Origin of the sequence: Streptomyces sp. RG80 (assembly GCF_040446465.1) — a bacterium.
Lineage (GTDB): Bacteria > Actinomycetota > Actinomycetes > Streptomycetales > Streptomycetaceae > Streptomyces.
Genome location: NZ_JBEAAJ010000001.1, coordinates 1,211,092 through 1,232,455, shown reverse-complemented (window position 1 = coordinate 1,232,455; position 21,364 = coordinate 1,211,092). Strand labels below are relative to the sequence as shown.

General features: G+C 71.1%; 11 protein-coding genes. 2 read left to right on the top strand and 9 right to left on the bottom strand.

What is annotated here, in order from left to right; translation table 11 throughout:
• Positions 1 to 14 precede the first annotated feature (14 nt).
• The 6 genes from ABKA17_RS05650 to ABKA17_RS05625 form a co-directional block, all read right to left on the bottom strand.
• The gene (locus ABKA17_RS05650) at positions 15 to 2,249 is read right to left on the bottom strand and encodes a glycosyl hydrolase family 95 catalytic domain-containing protein (RefSeq protein ID WP_353690690.1); all 2,235 of its coding nucleotides are present in this window, start codon (positions 2,247 to 2,249) and stop codon (positions 15 to 17) included.
• Positions 2,246 to 4,213: a beta-galactosidase gene (locus ABKA17_RS05645; RefSeq protein WP_353690689.1), complete on the bottom strand. Its 1,968-nt coding sequence runs from the start codon at positions 4,211 to 4,213 to the stop codon at positions 2,246 to 2,248. Before ABKA17_RS05645 ends, ABKA17_RS05650 begins: the two co-directional genes overlap by 4 nt.
• On the bottom strand, positions 4,213 to 6,426 hold the full coding sequence (locus ABKA17_RS05640) for a 1,4-beta-glucanase (protein WP_353690688.1): 2,214 nt from the start codon (positions 6,424 to 6,426) through the stop codon (positions 4,213 to 4,215). Before ABKA17_RS05640 ends, ABKA17_RS05645 begins: the two co-directional genes overlap by 1 nt.
• 126 nt (positions 6,427 to 6,552) lie before the next feature.
• Positions 6,553 to 7,500 carry a carbohydrate ABC transporter permease gene (locus ABKA17_RS05635; RefSeq protein WP_353690687.1) on the bottom strand — a complete coding sequence of 316 codons (948 nt, stop codon included), beginning with the start codon at positions 7,498 to 7,500 and terminating at the stop codon, positions 6,553 to 6,555.
• Positions 7,497 to 8,531 carry an ABC transporter permease gene (locus ABKA17_RS05630; RefSeq protein WP_353690686.1) on the bottom strand — a complete coding sequence of 345 codons (1,035 nt, stop codon included), beginning with the start codon at positions 8,529 to 8,531 and terminating at the stop codon, positions 7,497 to 7,499. The genes ABKA17_RS05635 and ABKA17_RS05630 overlap by 4 nt, the downstream gene beginning before the upstream one ends.
• A gap of 27 nt (positions 8,532 to 8,558) precedes the next feature.
• Positions 8,559 to 10,250, bottom strand: coding sequence for an extracellular solute-binding protein (locus tag ABKA17_RS05625; RefSeq protein ID WP_353690685.1), 1,692 nt, complete (start codon positions 10,248 to 10,250; stop codon positions 8,559 to 8,561).
• Between the two features lie 328 nt (positions 10,251 to 10,578).
• On the opposite strand from ABKA17_RS05625, the gene ABKA17_RS05620 reads away from it, so the two are divergent.
• Positions 10,579 to 13,431, top strand: a complete 2,853-nt coding sequence (locus ABKA17_RS05620) for a glycoside hydrolase family 3 C-terminal domain-containing protein (RefSeq protein WP_353690684.1) — start codon at positions 10,579 to 10,581, stop codon at positions 13,429 to 13,431.
• A gap of 190 nt (positions 13,432 to 13,621) precedes the next feature.
• On the opposite strand, the gene ABKA17_RS05615 is transcribed toward ABKA17_RS05620, so the two are convergent.
• The 3 genes from ABKA17_RS05615 to ABKA17_RS05605 all read right to left on the bottom strand — a co-directional run bounded on the left by ABKA17_RS05615 (position 13,622) and on the right by ABKA17_RS05605 (position 19,544).
• Positions 13,622 to 15,067: an aldehyde dehydrogenase family protein gene (locus ABKA17_RS05615; protein WP_353690683.1), complete on the bottom strand. Its 1,446-nt coding sequence runs from the start codon at positions 15,065 to 15,067 to the stop codon at positions 13,622 to 13,624.
• A 294-nt stretch (positions 15,068 to 15,361) separates the two neighbouring features.
• Positions 15,362 to 17,020: a PucR family transcriptional regulator gene (locus ABKA17_RS05610; RefSeq protein WP_353690682.1), complete on the bottom strand. Its 1,659-nt coding sequence runs from the start codon at positions 17,018 to 17,020 to the stop codon at positions 15,362 to 15,364.
• A gap of 118 nt (positions 17,021 to 17,138) precedes the next feature.
• On the bottom strand, positions 17,139 to 19,544 hold the full coding sequence (locus ABKA17_RS05605; RefSeq protein WP_353690681.1) for a type IV secretory system conjugative DNA transfer family protein: 2,406 nt from the start codon (positions 19,542 to 19,544) through the stop codon (positions 17,139 to 17,141).
• Between the two features lie 265 nt (positions 19,545 to 19,809).
• Between ABKA17_RS05605 and gabT the strand changes: the two genes are divergently transcribed.
• Entirely contained in the window at positions 19,810 to 21,144 is a 1,335-nt protein-coding gene (gene gabT / locus ABKA17_RS05600; protein WP_353690680.1) for a 4-aminobutyrate--2-oxoglutarate transaminase, read from the top strand.
• The last annotated feature ends 220 nt before the right edge of the window (positions 21,145 to 21,364 follow it).

Genomic DNA, 21,364 nt, shown 5'->3' with positions numbered 1-21,364 from the left:
TTGCGGGGGGGGTGTTACCACGCCCCAAGCGGCAGGACGTGGTCTTCTCCGGCGACGAGATCGAGCATCCGTGCGCCGGAGGAAGTCCGGAGTTCGACGCGGTGGCTGCGGGTGGGGCGCAGCACCGCGGTCGCTTCTTGCGGGTTCCAGCTGAGGTCGAGCTCCGCCCCGAACCGGGTGCGGATGCCCGTGACGCGTCCCGACGGGTACGCCGCCGGGACCGCCGGCAGCAGCACCAGCCGGTCCGGGGTGGACTGCGCGAGCATCTCGACGAGGACGGCCGGGAGGGTGTGTGCGGCGTCCGCGTTGTAGACGTCGCGGTTCGGGTAGTGCGCGCTCATCAGGGAGGCGTGGAAGAAGTCGCCCTTGAGGACCTGGCCGAGGGCGTGTGCGACCCGTTCGCCGTCGCGCAGCCGGGCGGCGATCAGGGCGTGGTGGAGGTGGCCGTGGGCCGAGTCGTTCTCGGCGCCGCGGAGTTCGAGGGCGCGGTACGCGGCGGCGGCGAGGTCCGGGGTGTCGTACGGGGTGATCTCGTCGAGCGGCCAGACGCCGTACAGGTGGCTGAGGTGGCGGTGGTCGTAGGTGTCGTCGAGGCCGGGCCAGGCCCATTCGGCGAGGGCCCCGTCGTCGTTGATCCGGTGCGGCGGGAGCCGGTCGGCGAGTGCCGTCCAGCGATCGGCCTCCCCCGTCCCGGGGTGGTACGCGGCGGCCGTCAGCAGCGCGTGCCGGGCGGCCGAGAGGTCCATGGCCGCGTTGATCGCGCCCCAACTGCCGTTGGCGGGGCGGTTCTCGGGCGAGTAGGACGGGACGACGACGAGGTGTCCGTCGGCGTCGGTGCGGGTGAGGAAGTCCTCGTAGAACTGGGCGACTTCGGCGAGTGCGGCGGCGGTGCGCGGGTCGCGTTCGCCGCGGGTCTCGTCGTGGTCGACGAGCGGCTTGAGCAGCCAGTCGGCGCCGGCGGTCCACAGGTGCAGCGGGTACTCGCGGCTGAAGTGGTACGTCAGTCCGGACTCGCCGTCGCTGTGCGGCGGGGCGACGACACCCCGGGCCCCGAAGATCGCGCGGGCGTTCTCGCGCCAGTCGTGGAGCTGACCATGGATCAGGGAGGCATGTGCCGCGGTGACTTCGGGGAGGGCTGCGACCGCGGAGGACGCGGTCTGGAGGTTGACGTTGGCGTCGTTGGTGAACGCTCCCGCCCAGGCCGTGTCCCAGTCTCCGGTCCACAGGCCGGTGAGGCGGGGCGGGAAGAGTCCACTGGCGGAGAGCAGGTGGTAGCGGCCGGCGGCGAAGAGGCGTTCCAGGAGGGCGGGGCTCTCGGTGCGGTGCAGCAACTCCGAGCCCGGCAGGGCGCGTTCGGCGGGGTCGGCGTGGAGGTCGAGGGTGACGCGCTCGTAGGCGGTGCGGTGCAGGGCGGTGTGCGCGTCCAGGAGGGTGTCGTACCCGGGGCCGAGGTCGCGCAGGGCGCGCGCCTGCTCCATGACGTCCAGCTCGCCGGTGTGCCGTTGGACGCGGGTGAGCAGCAGCACCGACTCGGCGCCGGTGATCCGCAGGCCGGGCGGGGTGAGGGTGGCGGTGCCGCCCGTGACGAGGACCAGGGTGATGCCGGTGTAGGCGCGGTCGCTGCCGGGGTAGCGGGCGCGCAGGGTGAGCAGGGCGCCGTCGGGGGTGAGGACGGCGCCGTGGCCGACGCCGAGGTCCTTCGGGGCGCCCGGGAGCCGGTGGTCCAGGGAGATGTCGAGGTCGGCCGTGGTGACCCGCTGGACGATGACGTCGTCGGCGCGGGAGACGAAGAGGCGGCTGCTCCAGCCCTCGTACTCGCTGTGGACGACTCCGGTGGCGAAGGAGACGGAGCGTCTGTAACCCTCGGCGTCTTCGTGTCCCCCCGCGTCCGCCTCTCCGTCTCTCCCCGCGCCATCGGGCGTTCCGCGCAGCCGTAGCTGGAAGGCCGGATGGAAGGGCTGCACCCACTGGAGGTCGCGTCCATCGGTGAAGGTCTCCGCCGCGGTCAGTTCCCCGGCGAGCAACCGGTCCTGGAGTGCGGGGAGTTCGGCGGCCAGCCTGGGCGGGCGGGCCCGTTCGGCTCCATTGGGGCGCACGAGGGTGTGATGGGTGACGACGACCCGCTCGCCGTTCGGCTCACCGAACACCAGAGCGCCGTGATGGCCGTTGCCGCTCAGGAAGCCGTCCTCCCAGCGGGTGGCGGGGGTGGGTTCCCAAGTGCCGTGCACCGTACCGAGTTCCGCGTTCATGGGCGCAACACCACCACGCCGTAACGGTCCAAGGTCAACTCGTCCGTGACGGTCGCCCCCGTCAGCAGGTCGTGGTGGGTGCCGGGCACCTCGACGCGCACGGACTCACGGGAGTGGTTGAGGACGAAGAGCAGCTCGCCACGGCGTACCGCCTCGACACCGGCTGGAAGCCCGTTGAGCACCGGCCGTACACCGGCCTCGGCCGCGATGCCGGCGAGGAGGGCGCGCAGGTCGCCGGAGTCGGGAAGCGTGGCGAGGTACCGGGTCCGGCCCTTGCGCAACACCGCGGGCAGACCGTCGAGTTCACCGCCCTTGAAGGCGGCCTCCGTCGTCGCCTCCTCGTCCTTCTCGATCTCCTCCGACCACAGCGTCCCGCGGAAGCCGTCGCACTCCACGCTCTCCCCCGCGTCCAGCGGCCACCACTCGTGCAGCGTGCGGATACCGAAGAGCTCACGCAGGCGCGAGTCCATCCCGCCGGCTCGCACCCGGTCGTCCTCGTCGGCGACGCCGGTGAGGAAGCCGGAGACGAGGGTGCCGCCGCCGCGGACGTACGCGAGGAGGTTCTCGATCGCCGCGTCGCCCAGGGAGTACAGCTGGGGCACGACGACGAGCTTGTACGCGGTGAGGTCGTGCTCGGGGTGGGCGAAGTCGGTGGCGAGCTGCGCCTCCCACAGGGCCCGGTGCCAGGCGGTGAGGACCTGTGCGTAGTCGACCTGGGTGGAGAGCCGGCCCTCATGGGAACCGGCCCACCAGGAGTGCCAGTCGTGCAGGACCGCGATGTCGCCGACGGTGTGACGGCCCGTCACCTCACCCGATATCCGGGCGAGTTCCGCCCCCAGCCGCTTGACCTCCTGATACGTACGGCCCCGCTCCCCCGCATGACTGACCATCCCGGAGTGGAACTTCTCCGCCCCCTGCCGCGACTGCCGCCACTGGAAGTAGCAGACGGCGTCGGCACCCCGGGCGACGGCCTGGAGGGACCAGAGGCGGTTGAGGCCACGGGGCTTGGGATGGTTGACGCCCCGCCAGTTGACCGGACCGGCCGCCTGCTCCATGAGCATCCAGGGGCCGCGGGCCTGCGAGCGGGTCATGTCCTGGACGAGAGCGCCGGACTGGGCACCGAGCGGGTCGCGTGGATCGGGGTAGAGGTCGACGGAGACGACGTCCTCCTCCTCGACCCACCGCCAGGCGTCCTGACCCACCCACAGCGGCATGAAGTTGGTGGTGACCGGGAGGTGCGGGGTGTGCCGCCGCACGATGTCCCGCTCGGCGAGGTAGCACTCCAGGAGCATGTCGGAGGTGAACCGCTTGAAGTCCAGCACCTGCGCCGGGTTCTTGAGGTAGTGGGCGTGGCGGGGCGTGTGCACCTCGGCCCAGTCGCCGTAGCCCTGGCTCCAGAAGGCGGTGCCCCAGGCCTCGTTGAGACCGTCGAGCGTGCCGTACCTGTCGCGCAGCCAGTCGCGGAAGCGGGCGGCGGCCTCGGGGCCCCAGTCGTAGGTGCAGTACTCGTTGTTGATGTGCCACAGGGTGAGGGCCGGGTGGCCGCCGTAGCGGGCGGCGAGGTCCTCGGTGATGGCGGCGGCGTAACGGCGGTAGACGGCACTGGAGTGGGAGAAGTGCTGCCGGCCGCCCCACCACTCGGTGCGGCCGTCCTGGTCGACGGGAAGGGTGTCGGGGTGCAGGTGCCCCATCCAGGGCGGCGGCGAGGAGGTGGGCGTGGCGAGGACGACACCGATGCCGTTCTCGTGCATCAGGTCCATGAGCCGGTCCAGCCAGCCGAAGTCCCGCTCCCCCGGGCGGGGTTCGAGCTTCGCCCAGGAGAAGACGCCGAGGGTGACGGTGTTGACCCCGGCGTCCTTCATGAGCCGGACGTCCTCGTGCCAGGTCTCCTCGGGCCACTGCTCGGGGTTGTAGTCGCCGCCGAAGAGGAGGCGACCGTTCGTCACCGCACCGAGGTCGGGCATCAGACGGGCTCTCCGTACTGGATGCCGCGCCCGTTGGTGGCGAGGTAGACCCGGCCGTACACGCGCGGGTCGCCGGTGATGACCTCGCCGGTCCACCCCCACTGGTGCTGGTCGTCGTTGATCCGGGTCCAGCTCTTGGCCTCGTCGTCGGAGCGGTACACGGCGGTGATGGACTCGGTCGAGCCGACCATGTAGATCGCCGGGTAGTCGGCGCCGTCGGCGGCCTTGCCGAAGCCGAGCGTGTACGAGGCCCAGCAGCTGGCGACCTTGGCGAAGCTCGCACCGCCGTCGGTGGACCGGTAGAGCCCGTTCCACTTCACGCTCAGCCACAGGTCGCCGGAGCGCCCGGGCGCGGCGACCAGCTCGAACTGGGTGTCACCGGAGGGCAGCCCGGTCGCACGCTCGGTGAAGCTGAGGCCACTGTCAGTGCTGGCGAGTAGCTTTCCCGTGTCGGTGTCGTACGCGTAGAGGAGCGTCGGGTCGGCCGGGTCGGCGACCGGCGTGGCGCCCTTCGGGAAGGAGGAGATCTCGGTCCAGGTGGCGCCGTTGTCCGCGGAGCGGTAGGCCGGGTACTTGGTGCCGTCCCAGTGCACGAAGACCCACAGCAGCACGCTGCCGTCGGCGTTGGTGGTGATCGGCCCCGGAGCGTCCTTGGCCATGGAGGGCTGGGCCTCGAAGGGCGCCCAGGTCTGCCCACCGTCGTTCGAGTACGCGCCGTTGCCGTGGTCGCCCCAGCCGCTGCGCACGACGTACGCCGGCTTCAGCGCGGCCTGCGCGAGTCCCGTCGCCGTCCCGAACACGGGGTTCGTGGCCATGCCGCGCGAGGGCGAGGCGGTGAGCCGCTCGTGGTACATCACGCCGATGTCCCCGAGCCCGCTGATCAGGTGCGCCTTCCCGACCGGGGGCGAGATCAGCTGGCGCACGGAGGTCTCCTCCAGGCCGCGGATCTGCGGGGCCCAGTGCTTCAGGTCCCGGGTGCCGTAGAGGGTGGCGCCGGTGCCGTAGACGACGTGCTTGGAGTCGTACGGGTCGAGGGCGAGGGCCTGGATCCACCAGCCGAACTTGGGCTTGTCGTCGCCCCACTTGAGGAAAGGAGTCTCGGAGACGTCGAAGACGGCGGAGTCCTTGAGGGACGTCCAGGTGCGACCACCGTCGGTGGACCGGAACACGGTGTCGACGGCGGCCCACCGGTTGTTGGTGGAGACGACGAGGGTCCCGGGTCTGCGGGCGTCCACGGCGACCCCGCCGTAGCCGAAGGTGTCGGAGGATCCGTCACTCGTCGTGCCGCCGGGCTTCACCGGAGTCACCTCGGTCCACTTGCCGTTGGCGGTGCACAGCTTGTGCACACTGCCGTCGGACTGCCCGTTGGGCCCGGGAGCGTTGGCGTACGTCAGGTACAGCTCGCGGGTGTGCTTGTCGTACGCGGCCCGGATCGGCACCTTGGCGGCGGCACCGGAGGGCTGCCCGGGCACGGCCTCCCACTTGGTGCCGTCGGCGGTGCGGTACAGGTTGGCGGCGGTGCCGTCGGAGTCTCCCCAGCCGGCGTAGAGGGTGCGCCCGGCGGCGACGAGCAGGGTGACGCCCTGCCCGGAGGCGCTCGGGGTGCCCGGGAAGCCGGTCGCGGTGGCCCAGGTGGCGCCCCGGTCGGTGGACTTGAGCAGCCCGTCGTGCCGGGTCCCCAGCCACAAAGTGTCACTGTCCCGCGGGTCGACGAGCAGGCGCTCACCACACCCACGCCCGTCCTCATTGGCCCCGAGCTTCACGGTGAGGTCGGTCCGGGCCCAGGTGGCACCGCGGTCGTCGGAGCGCAGCACGGCACCGTTCCCGGCCCACGCCTGGGCGTAGGTGCCGAGCGAGAGATAGACCCGGTTCGGGTGGGCCGGGTCGACGGCGATGGCCTCGACACCGAGAAGGTTCCAGTCGTCCCACCCGAGGTGATCGGTGAGCGGCACCCAGGAGGCGGCGGCGCTGTCCCACCGGTACGCCCCACCGATGTCGGTACGGGCGTAGGCGAGCCCGCGGACGGAGGGATGGAAGAGAACACCGGTCACGAACCCGGTACCCCCGATGACGGCGGTACGCCAGCGATAGGCGCCGGCACCGGCGGTCTCGGCGGCATGCGCACGCCCCGGCAGCAGGGGAACAGCGGTGAGCGCGGCGGCGGCCGCGGTCCCGGCAAGAACGGTTCGCCTACTGAGGCGGGACGTGCTCATGACATACCTCGCTCTATGAAAAGGGGGTGGAGATACCAACCTCAGGGGCGCGGGGAACTGCGCGACCAGCCACAACGAACCCGCAGCCGCCGTCCTGTCCCCGCCACCCTCTTCAATGGGCGCGGATCAACCCTTCACCGCGCCCGTCAACATGCCCTTCTTGAAATGCCGCTGGACGAACGGCGAAAGCACAGCCACCGGCAGCAACGCCATCACCATCACAGCCATCTGCACGGCCAGCCCGGACAGCTGCCCCGTCTTGATGGCCTGCCCCAGCCCCACCGGAGCCTCCTGCTTCTGCACCAGCTGGATCATGACGTTCTGGAGCGGCATCATGTCCTGGTCGTTGAGATACAGAGACGCGTTGAACCACGCACTCCAGTACCCGACCGCGTAGAACAGCGTGATCACCGCGATGACGGCCCGCGACAGCGGCATGATGATCTGCCACAGGATCCGGAAGTCCCCGGCCCCGTCGATCCGCGCACTGTCGGTCAGTTCCGGCGAGATCCCCATGAAGAACCCGCGCAGCACCAGGATGTTGAAGACACTGATCGCGCTCGGCAGGATCAGCGCGAGATAGCTGTCGGTCAGCCCGAGCGTCTGCACCAGCAGATACGTCGGGATGAGACCGGCGCTGAAGAACATGGTCGCCAGCAGGGCCATCAGGATCCACCGATGCCCCAGCGACCCGCTCCGCGACAGCCCGTACGCGCAGAGCACGGACACGGTCATGGAGAACGCCGTACCCACCAGCGTGACCAGGACGGAGATGATCGCGGCCCGCGTCACCTGTCCCCCGCTGAGGAGTTCCTGGTAGGCGATGAAGGTGATGTCCTTGGGCACCATCACCAGACCGCCGGCCTCGTCGATGGTCTTGCGCGAGGAGAGGCTGGTGACGACGACGATCCAGAGCGGGAACAGGATGGCCAGACAGGCGATGCCGAGCACCAGCCCCTTGCTCGCCAGTCCGACCTTGGAGGGTTCCTCCTCCCAGACCGGCCGGGGCGGCGCGGCCCACCGGCCGGGCTTGGGTACGGGCTTGGGTACCGGCTTGTCGATCACGGCGGTCACTTCTTGTACACCCCCTGCTCGCCCATGAGATGGGCCACTTTGTTCGCGGCCAGGACGAGGCCGATGCTGATGACGCCCTTGACGAGGCCGGCGGCGGCCGCGTAGCCGAAGTCCTGGTTGCGCACGCCGTTCCACCACACGAAGGTGTCGAGCACTTCCGCGGCGCCCGGTCCCACGGCGTCGCGTTGGAGAAGGATCTGTTCGAAGCCGACGGTCAGCGCGTCACCGACCCGCAGCACCAGCAGCAGCGCGATCACCGGTCGCAGCGCGGGCAGGGTGACGTGCCACATCCGGCGCCAGCGCGAGGCCCCGTCCATGGCCGCGGCCTCGTACAGGTCCGGGCTCACGGAGGCCAGCGCGGCGAGGAAGACGATGATCCCCCAGCCCGCGTCCTTCCACACCGACTGCGCGGTGACCAGGAACTTGAAGGTGTTCGGGTCGGTCATGATGTCGAGGCCGTCGTACCCGTGGTCGCGCAGCAGCGTCGAGAGCAGTCCGGCGCCGCCGAGCAGTTGCTGGAAGACCGCGATGACCAGCACCCACGAGAAGAAGTGCGGCAGATAGAGAACGGCCTGTGCGATCGCCCGCACCCGGGGCCTGATCACGCTGTTGATGAGCAGCGCGAGCAGGATCGGGATCGGGAAGAACAGCACGAGCTGGAGGACGAACAGCACGAGGGTGTTCTGGACCGCCTGCCAGAAGGAGGAGTCCGCGAAGATCCGCTGGAAGTTCTCCAGCCCCACCCAGGGGCTGTGCAGCATGGACACGACGCCGTTGTCGCTGATGTAGGGGTCGTAGTCCTGGAAGGCGACCACGTTGCCGAGGATCGGCACGTAGTTGAAGAGCAGGACCAGCACGACGGCCGGCAGGGTCATCAGGATGAGGACGCGGTCGCGCCGGAACCTGAGTCTCAGGCTCAGCTTGCCCGCGCGTTTCTTGCCCTTGGAGCCGGTGGCGCCGCCGGACGCCACCGGGGTCTTCTCCGTCGTGTCGGCCTCGGTCCTGCTCCGAGGCACCGTGCTGTGGGACACGGCCGTTCTCCTTGCCTCGGTACCCGGTCAGCTGGCCGCGGAGCCGTTCTCGTCGAGGATCTGCTTGTACCAGTCGCGCAGCTTGTCGCCGCCCTTGCTCTTCCAGTCGGAGACGGCCTGCTGCATGTCGCTGATCTTCTTGCGGCCGCGGACGATGTCGTCCTCCAGCTGCTCGAAGTCGTTGGCGAGGTTGGTGTAGCGGTTGGGCTCGGTGATCTGCATGCCCCAGAAGGTGGACTTCTTGGTGAAGGCGCCCATCCGCTGCTGCCACTCGACCTGGCCCTTGGCGACATCGGGGAAGTCGGGGTGCGCGATGGTCGCGGCGGGGCCGTCGATCATGACGTAGGCGTTCATCACCTCGAGGTTGCCCTGGTCGGTCTTGGCGGGGACGCCGTCCTTGACCGTGTAGTGGGTGCCCTCCACGCCGTAGTTGGTCATCATGTACTCCTTGGTGCCGTACGGCGCCGCGGTGACGTTGGCGACGGCGAGCACGTCGCGGATGACCGACTCGGAGGCCTTCTTGTTGACGAAGGCGAAGATGCCGGCGGGCTGCTCGGCGTAGATGGTGGGGTTGCCGCCGTCGTGGCCCCAGACGTCCATGCCCCAGATCTTGAACTCCGGGTTCTGCTGGGCCTGTTCGGCGGTGCGGCCCCACCACTGGGAGATGTTGTTGGGGTAGATCAGGAACTCGCCGGCCGCGAACTTGGGGCCCGGATCGGGGGCGTTCTTGCCCATCTTGGAGTCGGGGTGGACGACGCCTGCCTCGAACAGCTTGCGGGACCACTCGATCGCCTCGAGGTACTGCTCGGTCTCGACGCGGTAGACCAGCTTGCCGTCGACCATGTTCCAGCCGAGCGGCTTCTCGCTGCCGGAGAAGACACCGAAGGCCTGCCAGGCGGTCCACTTCATGTCCAGGCACGCCCAGCGCTTGGCCTTGGCGTTGGTGATCTCCTTGGCCAGTGCCATGAACTCGTCGCAGGACTTGGGTATCTCGTACCCTTCCTTGTCGAAGATGTCCTTGCGGTAAAGCGGCACGATGCTGGGGGCCCACGGCGACGGCATCGGCAGACCGCGCAGCTTGCCGCCGAAGATGGAGCGGCGCCAGGCGTCCGTCGGGATCGCCGCGAGGTTCGGGTAGTCCTTGACCGCGTCGCCGGAGAGGTAGGGGCCGAGGTCGGCGAACTTGCTCATGATGGCGGTGGGGATCTTGCCGTTCATGTTCCAGCCGGGGACGACCACCACGTCCGGCACGTCGCTGGAGGCGAGCACCGCGCCGAGCTTCTGCTCGTAGGTGTTGCCGTCCTGGTTCTGCCACTGGACGTCGACGCCGATCAGGTCGTTCATCGCCTTGTAGTAGGCGTTGCCGCTCTTGGGCGGGGAGCCCCAGAACGGCGACATGACGGTGACCTTGCCGCCCTTGCCGAGCTTCTTCTCGACCGACGTCTTCAGCGTGGCGAGGTCCAGCTTGCTGGTGAACCCGATCGCTGAGCCGTTCTTGGCGGGGATGTCCGGCGTCACCACGTTGCTCGCCACGTACGCCGGAAGGATCTTCTTCGCGTCCTTGCTCGACGTGGTGCCGTCGCGCGACCCGCTGTCCGAACCGCCGCAGGCGGCGAGCAGCGGCATTCCACCGGCCACCGCTGCGGTGGCGACCGCCGTGGAGGCGAGGAAGCTTCTCCGGCTCGGTCCGGAGGAGGCGGGGGCGGCGTTCGGCGTCATTGCGTCAACCCTTCATGGCGCACCAGGACACCCGGCGGTGGAGCCGTCGGCTGTGGTGTCTTGAGTGGAACTGGCTGAGCTGAAGCGATGCCCCGACGGATCCGGCCTACCGCCGTAGTCGAAGCGCTTCGATGTTGCTGTGAGGTTAAGTGAAGGCATGTGGGTGCACAAGAGTCGCTTCCAATATTCCTCCGGGGTATGGGAGGTGACCTTTTCTTATGCACGACTTGAAGTGACGGCGCTGCTCTCTTGACACCCGGCCCTGTGTCGAATCAGCATCGAAGCGCTTCGAAAGCGCTCGGCCGCTCCACTTCAAGGGGAACCCCACGTGACCGCACAGACGCCGCCCACGCCGCCTTTCCGCGATCCGCATCTGCCGTTCGCGAAGCGCATCGACGACCTGTTGTCGCGGCTGACCCTCGATGAGAAGACCGCGTTCCTGCACCAGTTCGCCCCCGCCGTGGAGCGGCTCGGCATCGAGGCCTTCCGCACCGGCCAGGAAGCCCTGCACGGGGTGGCCTGGATGGGCCCGGCGACGGTGTTCCCGCAGGCGGTGGGCCTGGGCGCGACCTGGAACACGGATCTCGTGCACCGGGTCGGCGAGGCCGTCTCCAAGGAGGTCCGGGCGATGCGCGCCCTCGACGACCGCGTCGGCCTCAACGTCTGGTCCCCCACGGTGAACCTGCTGCGCCACCCCCTGTGGGGCCGCAACGAGGAGGGCTACTCGGAGGACCCGAAGCTCACCTCGGCGATCGCCGTCGCGTACACCCGGGGCCTGCGCGGGGACCATCCGACGTACTGGCGCACCGCGCCCGTCCTCAAGCACTGGCTCGCCCACAACAACGAGACGGACCGGGCCACTTCGTCCAGTTCGGTCCGCCCGCGCGTGCTCCACGAGTACGACCTGCGCGCCTTCCGCGAGACCGTCGAGGCGGGCACGGTGGCCGGGGTGATGCCGGCGTACAACCTGGTCAACGGCCGCCCGAACCACGTCAGTCCGTATCTGCGCGAGCACCTGCGCACCTGGACGGACGAGGACCTGCTGGTCTGCTCGGACGCCGGCGCGCCCTCCAACCTGGTCGACCACGAGCACTACTACGACACCCACGAGGAGGCCACCGCGGCCTCGTTGCAGGCCGGCGTCGACAGCTTCACCGACCACGGCACCGACAGCTCGCAGATGGTCGGCCGGGTCAAGAGGGCTTACGAGCAGGGCCTGTTGACGGAGGCCGACATCGACACGGCGGTCCGCCGCCAGCTCTCGGTCCGCTTCCGCCTCGGCGAGTTCGACCCGCAGTACGACCCGTACGCGCTGACCAAGGACTTCGACACCCCGGCCCACCGCGCCCTCGCCCAGGAGGCGGCCGAGCAGTCGGCGGTGCTGCTGCGCAACGACGGTGTGCTGCCGCTCGCCCCGGACACCCGGCTCGCCGTGGTCGGGCTGCTCGCCGACGAGTGCAAGCTCGACTGGTACAGCGGCACACTGATCCACCGCTCCACCCCGCTGGAGGGCCTGTACGAGCGGTTCGGCGCCGACCGCGTGGAGTTCGCGGAGGGGGTGGACCGGGTCCTGCTGAAGACCTCGGACGGCACCTTCCTGCACGTCCCCGAGGCGGAGGCCGACGACGCGGTGCGCGGCGCCGAGGGCGCCCTCGACCCGGCGCTGCTGGCGGGCCGCACGGATCTGCCGCCGCTCGCCACCGGCCCGGTCGGCACCGAGCTCGCGCTGGTCGACTGGGGCGAGGGCGTACTGACCCTGCGCGCCCCCGACGGCCGCTATCTCTCGGTCGCCGACGACGGCTTCCTGCGCGCCTCCGCCGACCAGCCTGGAGGCTGGATCGTCCAGGAGACGTTCCGGCTGGAACCCCATGAACACGGACACCTCCTCAGGCACGTCGGTACGGGTCGCCACGTCTCTGTCGGCGCCGCCGGAGTAAAGGTTGCCGATGAGAACGCGGAACTCGACGATCAGCCCGAAATCTTCACGTTGATCGTCGCCGAGCACGGCAAGGACGCGGTGGCCAGGGTCGCCGCCGAGGCGGACGTGGTGCTGGTGGTCGCGGGCAACGACCCGCACATCAACGGCCGTGAGACCGAGGACCGTACGACGCTCGCCCTGCCCGCCCACCAGGAGCGCCTGCTGCGCGCGGCCCGCGCCGCCAACCCGAACACGGTGCTGGCCCTGGTCTCCGCCTACCCGTACGCCTTCGACCCGGCGCCGCTGCGTGCGGCGCTGTGGACCTCGCACGGCGGTCAGGCGGCCGGCACCGCGCTGGCCCGGATCCTGGCCGGCGACGTCTCCCCTGCGGGCCGCCTCCCGCAGACCTGGTACGCCGCCGACGCCGACCTTCCCGACCTGCTGGACTACGACGTGCTCGGCGGCCGCCAGACCTACCTGTACTACGAGGGCACCCCGCTGTTCCCCTTCGGCCACGGCCTGTCGTACGCGTCCTTCTCCTACGCGGACCTGAAGTCCCGTGTCGGGGAGGGGGAGTTGCAGGTCTCCTTCACAGTCACGAACACCGGGGACGTGCCGGCCGACGAGGTCGCCCAGCTCTACGCCCGCGCCGCCGATCCCTCGGTGCCGCGTCCGCGCCGTGAGCTGGTGGCGCACGAGAGGTTCACGCTGGCCCCCGGCGAGAAGCGGGAGCTGTCCTTCGAAGTACCGCTGCCGGCACTGGAGTTCTGGGACGTGGCGCACGGCCGGTGGCGCCTGGAGCCGGGCCCGTACGACCTGCTGGTCGGCGCCTCCAGCGAGGATGTCCGGCTGCGTACGACGGTCGTCCTGGACGGCGAGGCGGGCGGGCCGCGCCCGGTCGTCGAACGCGGTCTGCACGGGGCCGACTTCGACGAGCAGAGCGGTGTCGCGATCGTCGACCGCACGAAGACGGCGGGCGACGCGGTGACGCCCGCGAACGGTGGGTCGGCCGAACTGCTCTACCGCGCCTGCGACTTCGGGGCGGGGGTCACGGAGGTGACGGTGACCGTGGCGGGCGAGGGCGAGGTGGAGGTGTCGCTCGACGGCGGTTCGGCACTGGCGGTGCTGTCACCACCCGCGCCCACGTCGGGCCCGTACGACTATGTGACGGTGACCGCCCCGCTGCCCGCTTCCGGGGTGCATGACGTCCGTCTCAGGCTGCGCGGCCCGCTGCGGCTCGCGCGTGCCGGCTTCTCCGGTTGAGGGTCCGGAGGAGAGCGGCACAGTGAAGGGGCCCGGCACCGGAAGGCATCGGTGCCGGGCCCTTTCGGGTCAGCGGGCTAGCGCCGCTGTCGCCACCCTATCTGAAAATGGTTCCCATTAGCTAGAGGGTGGGCGAGAAGCGGCCGGAGCCCCCGCACAGCGGGCTCCGGCCGTCGGTCTTCCCCAGAGGTCAGAGCGCGATCCCCGTGAGCACGAGCACCCGCTCGTAGGTGTAGTCGTCCATCGCGAACTTCACGCCCTCGCGGCCCACACCGGACTGCTTGGCGCCGCCGTACGGCATCTGGTCGGCGCGGTAGGAGGGCACGTCGCCGATGACGACACCGCCGACCTCGAGCGCGCGGTGGGCACGGAAGGCGGCCTGGAGGTCGTGGGTGAACACGCCTGTCTGGAGGCCGTACTTGGAGTCGTTGGCGGCCGCGAAGGCCTCGGCCTCGCCGTTCACCTTCTGCACGGTCAGGACGGGCCCGAAGACCTCCTCGCAGGAGATCGTCGTGTCGGCCGGTACGTCGGTGAGGACGGTCGGCGCGTAGGAGGCGCCGTCGCGCTCGCCGCCGGTGAGGAGCGTGGCCCCGGCCTCGACGGCCTCCTTGACCCACGCCTCGACACGGAGGGCGGCGTCCTCGCTGACCAGCGGCCCGACGTCGGTCTTGTCGTCGCTCGGGTCACCGGTGACCTGGGCCTCGACGGCGGCGACGACGCGGGGCAGCAGCCGGTCGTACACGGACGCGTCCGCGATGACCCGCTGCACCGAGATGCAGGACTGGCCGCCCTGGTAGTTGGAGAAGGTCGCGATACGGGTCGCGGCCCAGTCGAGGTCGGCGTCGGAGGCGTAGTCGCCGAGCACGACGGCCGCGCCGTTGCCGCCCAGCTCCAGGGTGCAGTGCTTGCGCGGCACCGAGTCCATGATCGCGTAGCCGACCTTCTCGGAACCGGTGAAGGAGATGACCGGCAGCCGCTCGTCCTGGACGAGGGCGGGCATACGGTCGTTCGGCACCGGCAGGATGCTCCAGGAGCCCGCGGGCAGCTCGGTCTCGGCGAGCAGCTCGCCGATGATCAGCCCGGAGAGCGGGGTCGCCGGAGCCGGCTTCAGGATGATCGGCGCGCCGGCCGCGATCGCCGGGGCGATCTTGTGGGCGCACAGGTTGAGCGGGAAGTTGAAGGGCGCGATGCCGAGGACGACACCCTTGGGGAAGCGCCGGGTGAGCGCGAGGCGCCCCTGACCGCCGAGGTCGGTGTCGAGGCGCTGGGCCTCGCCGCCGTTGAACCGACGGGCCTCCTCGGCCGCGAACCGGAACACGGAGACGGCACGGCCGACCTCACCGCGGGCCCACTTGATCGGCTTGCCGTTCTCGGCGGAGATCAGCTGCGCGATCTCCTCGGTGCGCTCGACGAGGCGGCGGCTGACGTGGTCGAGGGCGGCGGCCCGCACATGGGCGGGCGTGGCGGCGAACTCGTCCCGTACGGCGTACGCGGCGGCGACGGCCTCCTCGGTCTGCGCCTCGCTCGGCACGCTGACCTTGCCGACGATCCGCCCGTCCCACGGCGAACTGACGTCGAAGCTGTCCTCGCCGGTGACCTGGCGGCCGGCGAGCCAGAAGGCGTGGGTGGAAGTCATATGCGGGTCCCGGCCCTTCCGCGTTGGGGGTGTGCGTTGGCTTTCGGGTCCACGGTAGGGGCGGGGGCGCGGAGGGGCGTTTGTCCGGGGCGGAGTGCTGGGGGGTGGGAGTGCGCCGGTTTGGCGGGGTGCCGCTCCTCGAACGCCGGAGGAGCTGACCGACCAGCCCGTCTGGGGGCACCCCCTCTGGGGGAGTTTGAGGACGAGGCCCTTTCGGGCCGAAGCGGGGGTCTGGGGGCGCAGCCCTCAGGGATGGGACGGGTAGGGGCAGCGGGGGCGAGAAAGACCCCGCGGTCACTGTTCCGTCGACGTCGCCTTCAGCGCCAGCCACAGCTCCATCCGTACATCCGGATCGTCCAGCGACCGCCCGAGGATCTCCTCCACCCGCCGCATCCGGTAGCGCAGCGTGTGCCGGTGCACCCCCAGATCCGCGGCCGCCGCGTCCCACTGCCCGTGCCGTGACAGCCACGCCCGCAGCGAGGCGACCAGATCTCCCCGCCCGGTCGCGTCGTGCTCGTACAACGCCCGCAGCAACCCGTCCGCGAACGCCTTCACCGCGTCGTCGGCGAGCAGCAGCAGCACCGACCCGGACGCCAGCTGCTCGTGCTCCACATACACCCGCCCCCGCCGGCGCGCGACGGACAACGCCTGCTCGGCCTGTCGGTACGCGGCCCCCACCGCGACCGGCCCGACCGGCGCCGACACCCCGACGACCAGCTCGGACCCGTCCCCCGAGCCGCCCTGCTCCCCCACGCCCCGCCCGGCCTCCAGAACGGCCGCGTACTCCCCGCACGCCCGGACCGCCGCACCCCCGTCCGCGGCCAGCACCACCAGCCGCTCCCCCTCGGGAACGACCAGCACCGCCTCCCCGGCCCGCGCCGCGGCGGACTCCACGACCTCGGTGAGCGCGTCCAGCGGATCGCCGTCGGAGTCGGCGGCGACCAGCGCGGCGGCCGACGGCCTCCCGGCGGGCCGCGCCGGAGCCTCCTCGCCCGCCATCCGTACCGCCGACACCGACTCGGCGACGATCACCCGGAACGGCGCGTCCAGCAGCGCCCCGTACAGATCCCCGGCCACGGCCCGCGCGTGGTCCGGCTCCCCTGCCAGCAGCATCCGCAGCACCGCCGCCCCGAGCCGCTGCTCGGCCTCGTGCAGGGACCGGGAACGCTCGGTGGTCAGGGTCAGCAGGGCGATGGCCGAATGGACGGCGTACCGCTCGGCCGTGCCCGGCGCCGCCGCCGTGCCCACCGCGAGCGCGGCCCGCGGGCGCCGCCCGGTGCCCAGGGAGTGCAGTTCGACGCGGTCCTCGTTGTCGGGCCCGCCCACCACGGAGGAGGCCGGCGCGGGCCGCTCCCGCAGCCGCTCCACGTCCGCGGTGAGCCGCGCGGCCCGCCGCCCCGCCCACTCCGGCGCGGTGGCGACGACGGCGCCGGACGCGTCGTACAGCGCCGCCCACCCGTCCACCTGCGAGGCGAGCGCGGCCAGCAGCCCCTCCGGCCCGTCGCTCAGCGCCTGCCTGGTCAGTTCCCGCTGCGCCGCGAACCCGGCCGTCACCGCCCGGTACTGGTCGGCGGCGATGGCCGCGGAGACCGCCTTGCTGATGGCGAGGAACGGCGTGCGCTGGGGCACCTCGAGCAGCGGGAACCCCTCGCCGACGGCGGCGTCGACGAGCGCCTCGGGAATGTCCTCGTAGTTGACCCCGACCGCGAACCCGAGCCCCACGACCCCGGCCCCGACCAGCCGCTTCACATACCGCCGCATCGCCTCCGGATCCTCCGCGTCCAGCTTCAGCGCGGTGATCAGCAGCAGTTCCCCGCCCTCCATGTACGGCACGGGATCGGCGAGTTCGCTGACATGCGCCCAGCGCACGGGAACGTCGAGCCGGTCCTCGCCCGCCCGCACGGTCAGCTTGAGCGCGGAGTGGTGGACGAGCGAGGCGAGCGTGGGAGGCATGAGGCCTTCAAGGTCTACGGGGATCAGATGAGCCTTGTGATCATTTGGCCGCCGTGTATGAACGGCCTGTGCCGATTCTGCCTCACCGTACGGTCACCCGGTCACCGCGAATCCTGGCCTAACCCCGCAGATCCACCAGCAGCGGCGGCGCGTGCTCGCCGTCGGCCCCGGTCAGCGACAGCACCGCGTGTCCCGGCGGCACGGCGTGCGCCAGCTCGGACGCGGACCACCGCTCCCGCTCGACCTGCCGGACGGTGACCGCCTCGGTCGTCACGGCCTTGCCGGTCACCAGCTTGCGCAGGGCGTGCATGGCCCGGGTCATCGGCTGGTCGGCGAAGACGGTGTGCTGGGCGACGTCCTTGGTCTCCACCCACTCGGTGCCCCAGGCGTTGGCGAAGCGGCTGCCGTCCCAGGTGGTCACCCCGGACAGCGCCATCCGGCAGCCCACCGCCCCGAACAGCGGCCCGTGCAGCGCCTCCGGTACGTCGGAGACCGTACGCAGCGCGAGCACGACCCCCGCGTTCTGCGAGCGCAGCCGCTGGATCCGCCGTACGGCCTCGGGGGTGACGGTGCCGGTGGCGTCGTCGACGACCAGGCCCGCGAAGTGCTCGCGCGCCCTGTCCCGTACGACGCCGCTGAACTGCGCCAGCACCAGCCGGGCGAGCAGCCGGGACGCCTCCTCGTGACCGCGGTCGGGCAGGTCGACACGGACCCGCAGGGGATGGTGGACGAGGGCGCGCAGCGAGAACGGGCGGAGCCCGTCGCCGACCGCGCCCCCCGCGCCGAGGAATCCGGCGAACGCGGGCCGGTCCAGCAGAGCCAGCCGGTCGGCGAGGACGGGACCGGGGTCACCGGGGTGTCCGTTCTGCCGCGCCCGTGCGTCGAGTTCGCGGCGCATCACCGCGAACCGCTCGTCGGCCAGCCGCCCGCGCAGCTCGTCGAGGAGCGCGGGGTCGCCTTCCAGCAGCTCCCTCAGAACCGGCAGCGGAGGGAAGTGCCCGTACGCGGCCCGATAGGGACCGAGGAGCTGGGCGAGAGCCCGTGCCGCGCGCTCGGGACCCACCGTGTCGAGATCCCCGGCCAGCGCCTCGGCGAGGAACCCGGCGGCCTCGTCGGGGTCGTCGGCCTCCGCGTACGGGTCGAGGTCGTGGACGGAGCCGGGGTCGCCGACGCGCACGACGACGTCGTACGACGAGTCGGCACCGATCGGTGTGCCCGCGCCGCACAGCACGACGACGGCGCAGCCGCCGGTGAGCGCCTGGAGCGCGAGGGACTCGACCACGGGGGCGATCACATGCCGGGTCTTGCCGGCGCCCGAGGGCCCGACGACCAGCAGCGAGGTGGCGAGGGTGGCCGGTCCGAGCGCCGCGCCCACTCCGCCGTACGCGCGCGGGGTGCGCTCGGCGGTGGCCCACCGCCCGATGCGGACCTGGCCGGTGAGCAGGTCGTGCCGGGCGATACGGCCGGACAGGTCGCGCGCGCCGGAGGGGTGGGTGAGCGCGGCGGCGCCCTGGCGCAGCACGGTGTCGGTGAAGGCGGTGTGCCTGCCCTGGCTCCGGGCCCGCTGCCAGCCGCGCTCGACGCGGGCGCAGTCCACGTCGTTCATCCGCCCGGCCTGCACCTCCGCGGTGAGCAGATCGGCGGCCTGGTACTGCCCGGCCTCCCGCAGCTCGGGCCAGCGCGAACGAGGCTGCTCGGCGACGGGCACCGGGTCCTCACCGTGCCGGGCCCGACTCCGGGCGGCGAGCCAGGTCCGGGCCAGCGGCCACCAGGCGCCGATCCGGGCGAAGGGCCACAGCACGAGGACGGTGACGAGGGCGTAGAGCGTGTCCGTGGCCCAGGGCGAGGTGTAGACGCCGTAGCCGCCACTGACGAGGGCGATGAGGGAGAACAGCGGGTTCACGACGGGCAGCGCGTCCCAGCCGACGAGGGGGAAGGCGTCCGGGAAGACGAAACTGAGGGTGATCAGGGCGCCCAGGGCGGCCAGCAGGGCGCGGGTGGGCTGCGGTTTGCGGCTCACGACGTGGCGGACGACGGCCGGCCAGCTGCCGAGCCGGCCCACCGTGTAGACGAGCACGGCGAAGAAGAGCCCGCTGTAGACCTCCAGGGCCTCCACGCCCGGGAACTCCAGCGACCGTCCCTCCAGCCGCTTGGGCGAGGCCATCGTGCCGCCCCACCACCAGTCGTCCGGGGTGAAGAGCCTGAGCAGCGTGAACTGGTACGGCAGCCCGCCGCGCCGCCACAGGGACCACAGCACGAGCGCCACCACGAACGGGATGAGCATGCCCGCGACGGTCAGCGGATTGAGCCGCTCCGACCGCGACGCGGCTTTCGGCAGCCGGTATCCAAACCGCCAGATGCCGGGCCCGGTCTCGGGCCGGTCCTCGTCGAGCCAGTCGGCCACGGACGCGCCGGGTGTGTGCGCCGGCCGCGGTGGCACCTTCGGCACGTCCGGCGGCCCCGCCGGTCGCGGCACAGGATTCGCATGCGTACCCCGCACGTCCCGCGTCCCGTCGCTGTCCATCGCCTTCGCTCCCTGACCAGCCGTTCCGTCCACCGTCAGCGGCCAATCTAACGCCCGCACAAGGGGAGTTCACCGCTTACGCGGCCGACGTCCGAGGAGCGGACGTACGCGGTCCGCACACCCTCGCTATGTCCACCACGGACAAACCCTCACCCCGGACAACGCCCACATGGAGCATGCCCACCCCCCGCCCTCCGTCCTAGCCTGCGAGAAAAGAAGAGAAGCGTCCGCAAAGACCCCGTTCGCAACACCCCAGGAGCCCCTCATGAGCGCACTTCCGCAGGAGCGCCGGATCGTCACCGCCATCCCCGGCCCGAAGTCGCAGGAGCTGCAGGCCCGCCGCGTGAACGCGGTCGCGCAGGGCGTGGGCTCGGTGCTGCCCGTGTTCACCGCGCGGGCGGGCGGCGGCATCATCGAGGACGTCGACGGCAACCGGCTCATCGACTTCGGTTCCGGCATCGCGGTGACGAGCGTCGGCGCCTCCGCCGAGGCCGTCGTACGCCGGGCCTCCGCGCAGCTCGCCGACTTCACCCACACCTGTTTCATGGTCACGCCGTACGAGGGCTACGTGGAGGTCGCCGAGGCCCTCGCGGAGCTCACGCCGGGTGACCACGCCAAGAAGTCCGCGCTGTTCAACTCCGGCGCCGAGGCCGTCGAGAACGCCGTCAAGATCGCCCGCGCGTACACCAAGCGCCAGGCCGTCGTCGTCTTCGACCACGGCTACCACGGCCGTACGAACCTCACGATGGCGCTGACCGCGAAGAACATGCCGTACAAGCACGGCTTCGGGCCCTTCGCGCCCGAGGTGTACCGCGTCCCGGTCGCCTACGGCTACCGCTGGCCGACCGGTCCGGACAACGCCGGTCCGGAGGCCGCCGCGCAGGCCATCGACCAGATCACCAAGCAGGTCGGCCCGGAGAACGTCGCCGCGATCATCATCGAGCCGGTGCTCGGCGAGGGCGGCTTCATCGAGCCCGCCAAGGGGTTCCTGCCCGCGCTGAGCAAGTTCGCCGCCGACAACGGCATCGTCTTCGTCGCCGACGAGATCCAGTCCGGCTTCTGCCGTACCGGGCAGTGGTTCGCGTGCGAGGACGAGGGAATCGTCCCGGACCTGATCACCACCGCCAAGGGCATCGCCGGCGGTCTGCCGCTGGCCGCCGTGACCGGCCGTGCCGAGATCATGGACGCCGCGCACGCCGGTGGCCTCGGTGGTACGTACGGCGGCAACCCGGTCGCCTGCGCCGGTGCGCTCGGCTCGATCGAGACGATGAAGGAGCTCGACCTCAACGCCAGGGCGAAGCACATCGAGGGGATCATGAAGGGCCGCCTCGGTGCCATGGCCGAGAAGTTCGACATCATCGGTGACGTGCGGGGCCGCGGCGCGATGATCGCCATCGAGCTGGTCAAGGACCGTACGACCAAGGAGCCGAACCCGGAGGCGACCGCCGCCCTCGCCAAGGCCTGCCACCAGGAGGGCCTGCTGGTCCTTACCTGTGGCACCTACGGCAACGTGCTGCGCTTCCTGCCCCCGCTGGTCATCGGCGAGGACCTCCTCAACGAGGGCCTCGACATCATCGAGCAGGCCTTCGCGCGCATCTGACGTCCCAGCGGACCCACTGGTGGGACTCGGCCGCAGGTCACTCCCGTCACACCCGCCCCAGCCCAGGATTCACAGCGGATTCCGGGTCTGGGGCGGCCGCCGTCAGAGGGTGTGAAGAACGTGTGCGAGGTGTCTGTCAGGACTCGATTCCGGCTGTCGCAGTCCCATCGGCTGCCGTAGGTTCTACCCAGATGAGAGATACACCCCGCCCACAGGGGAC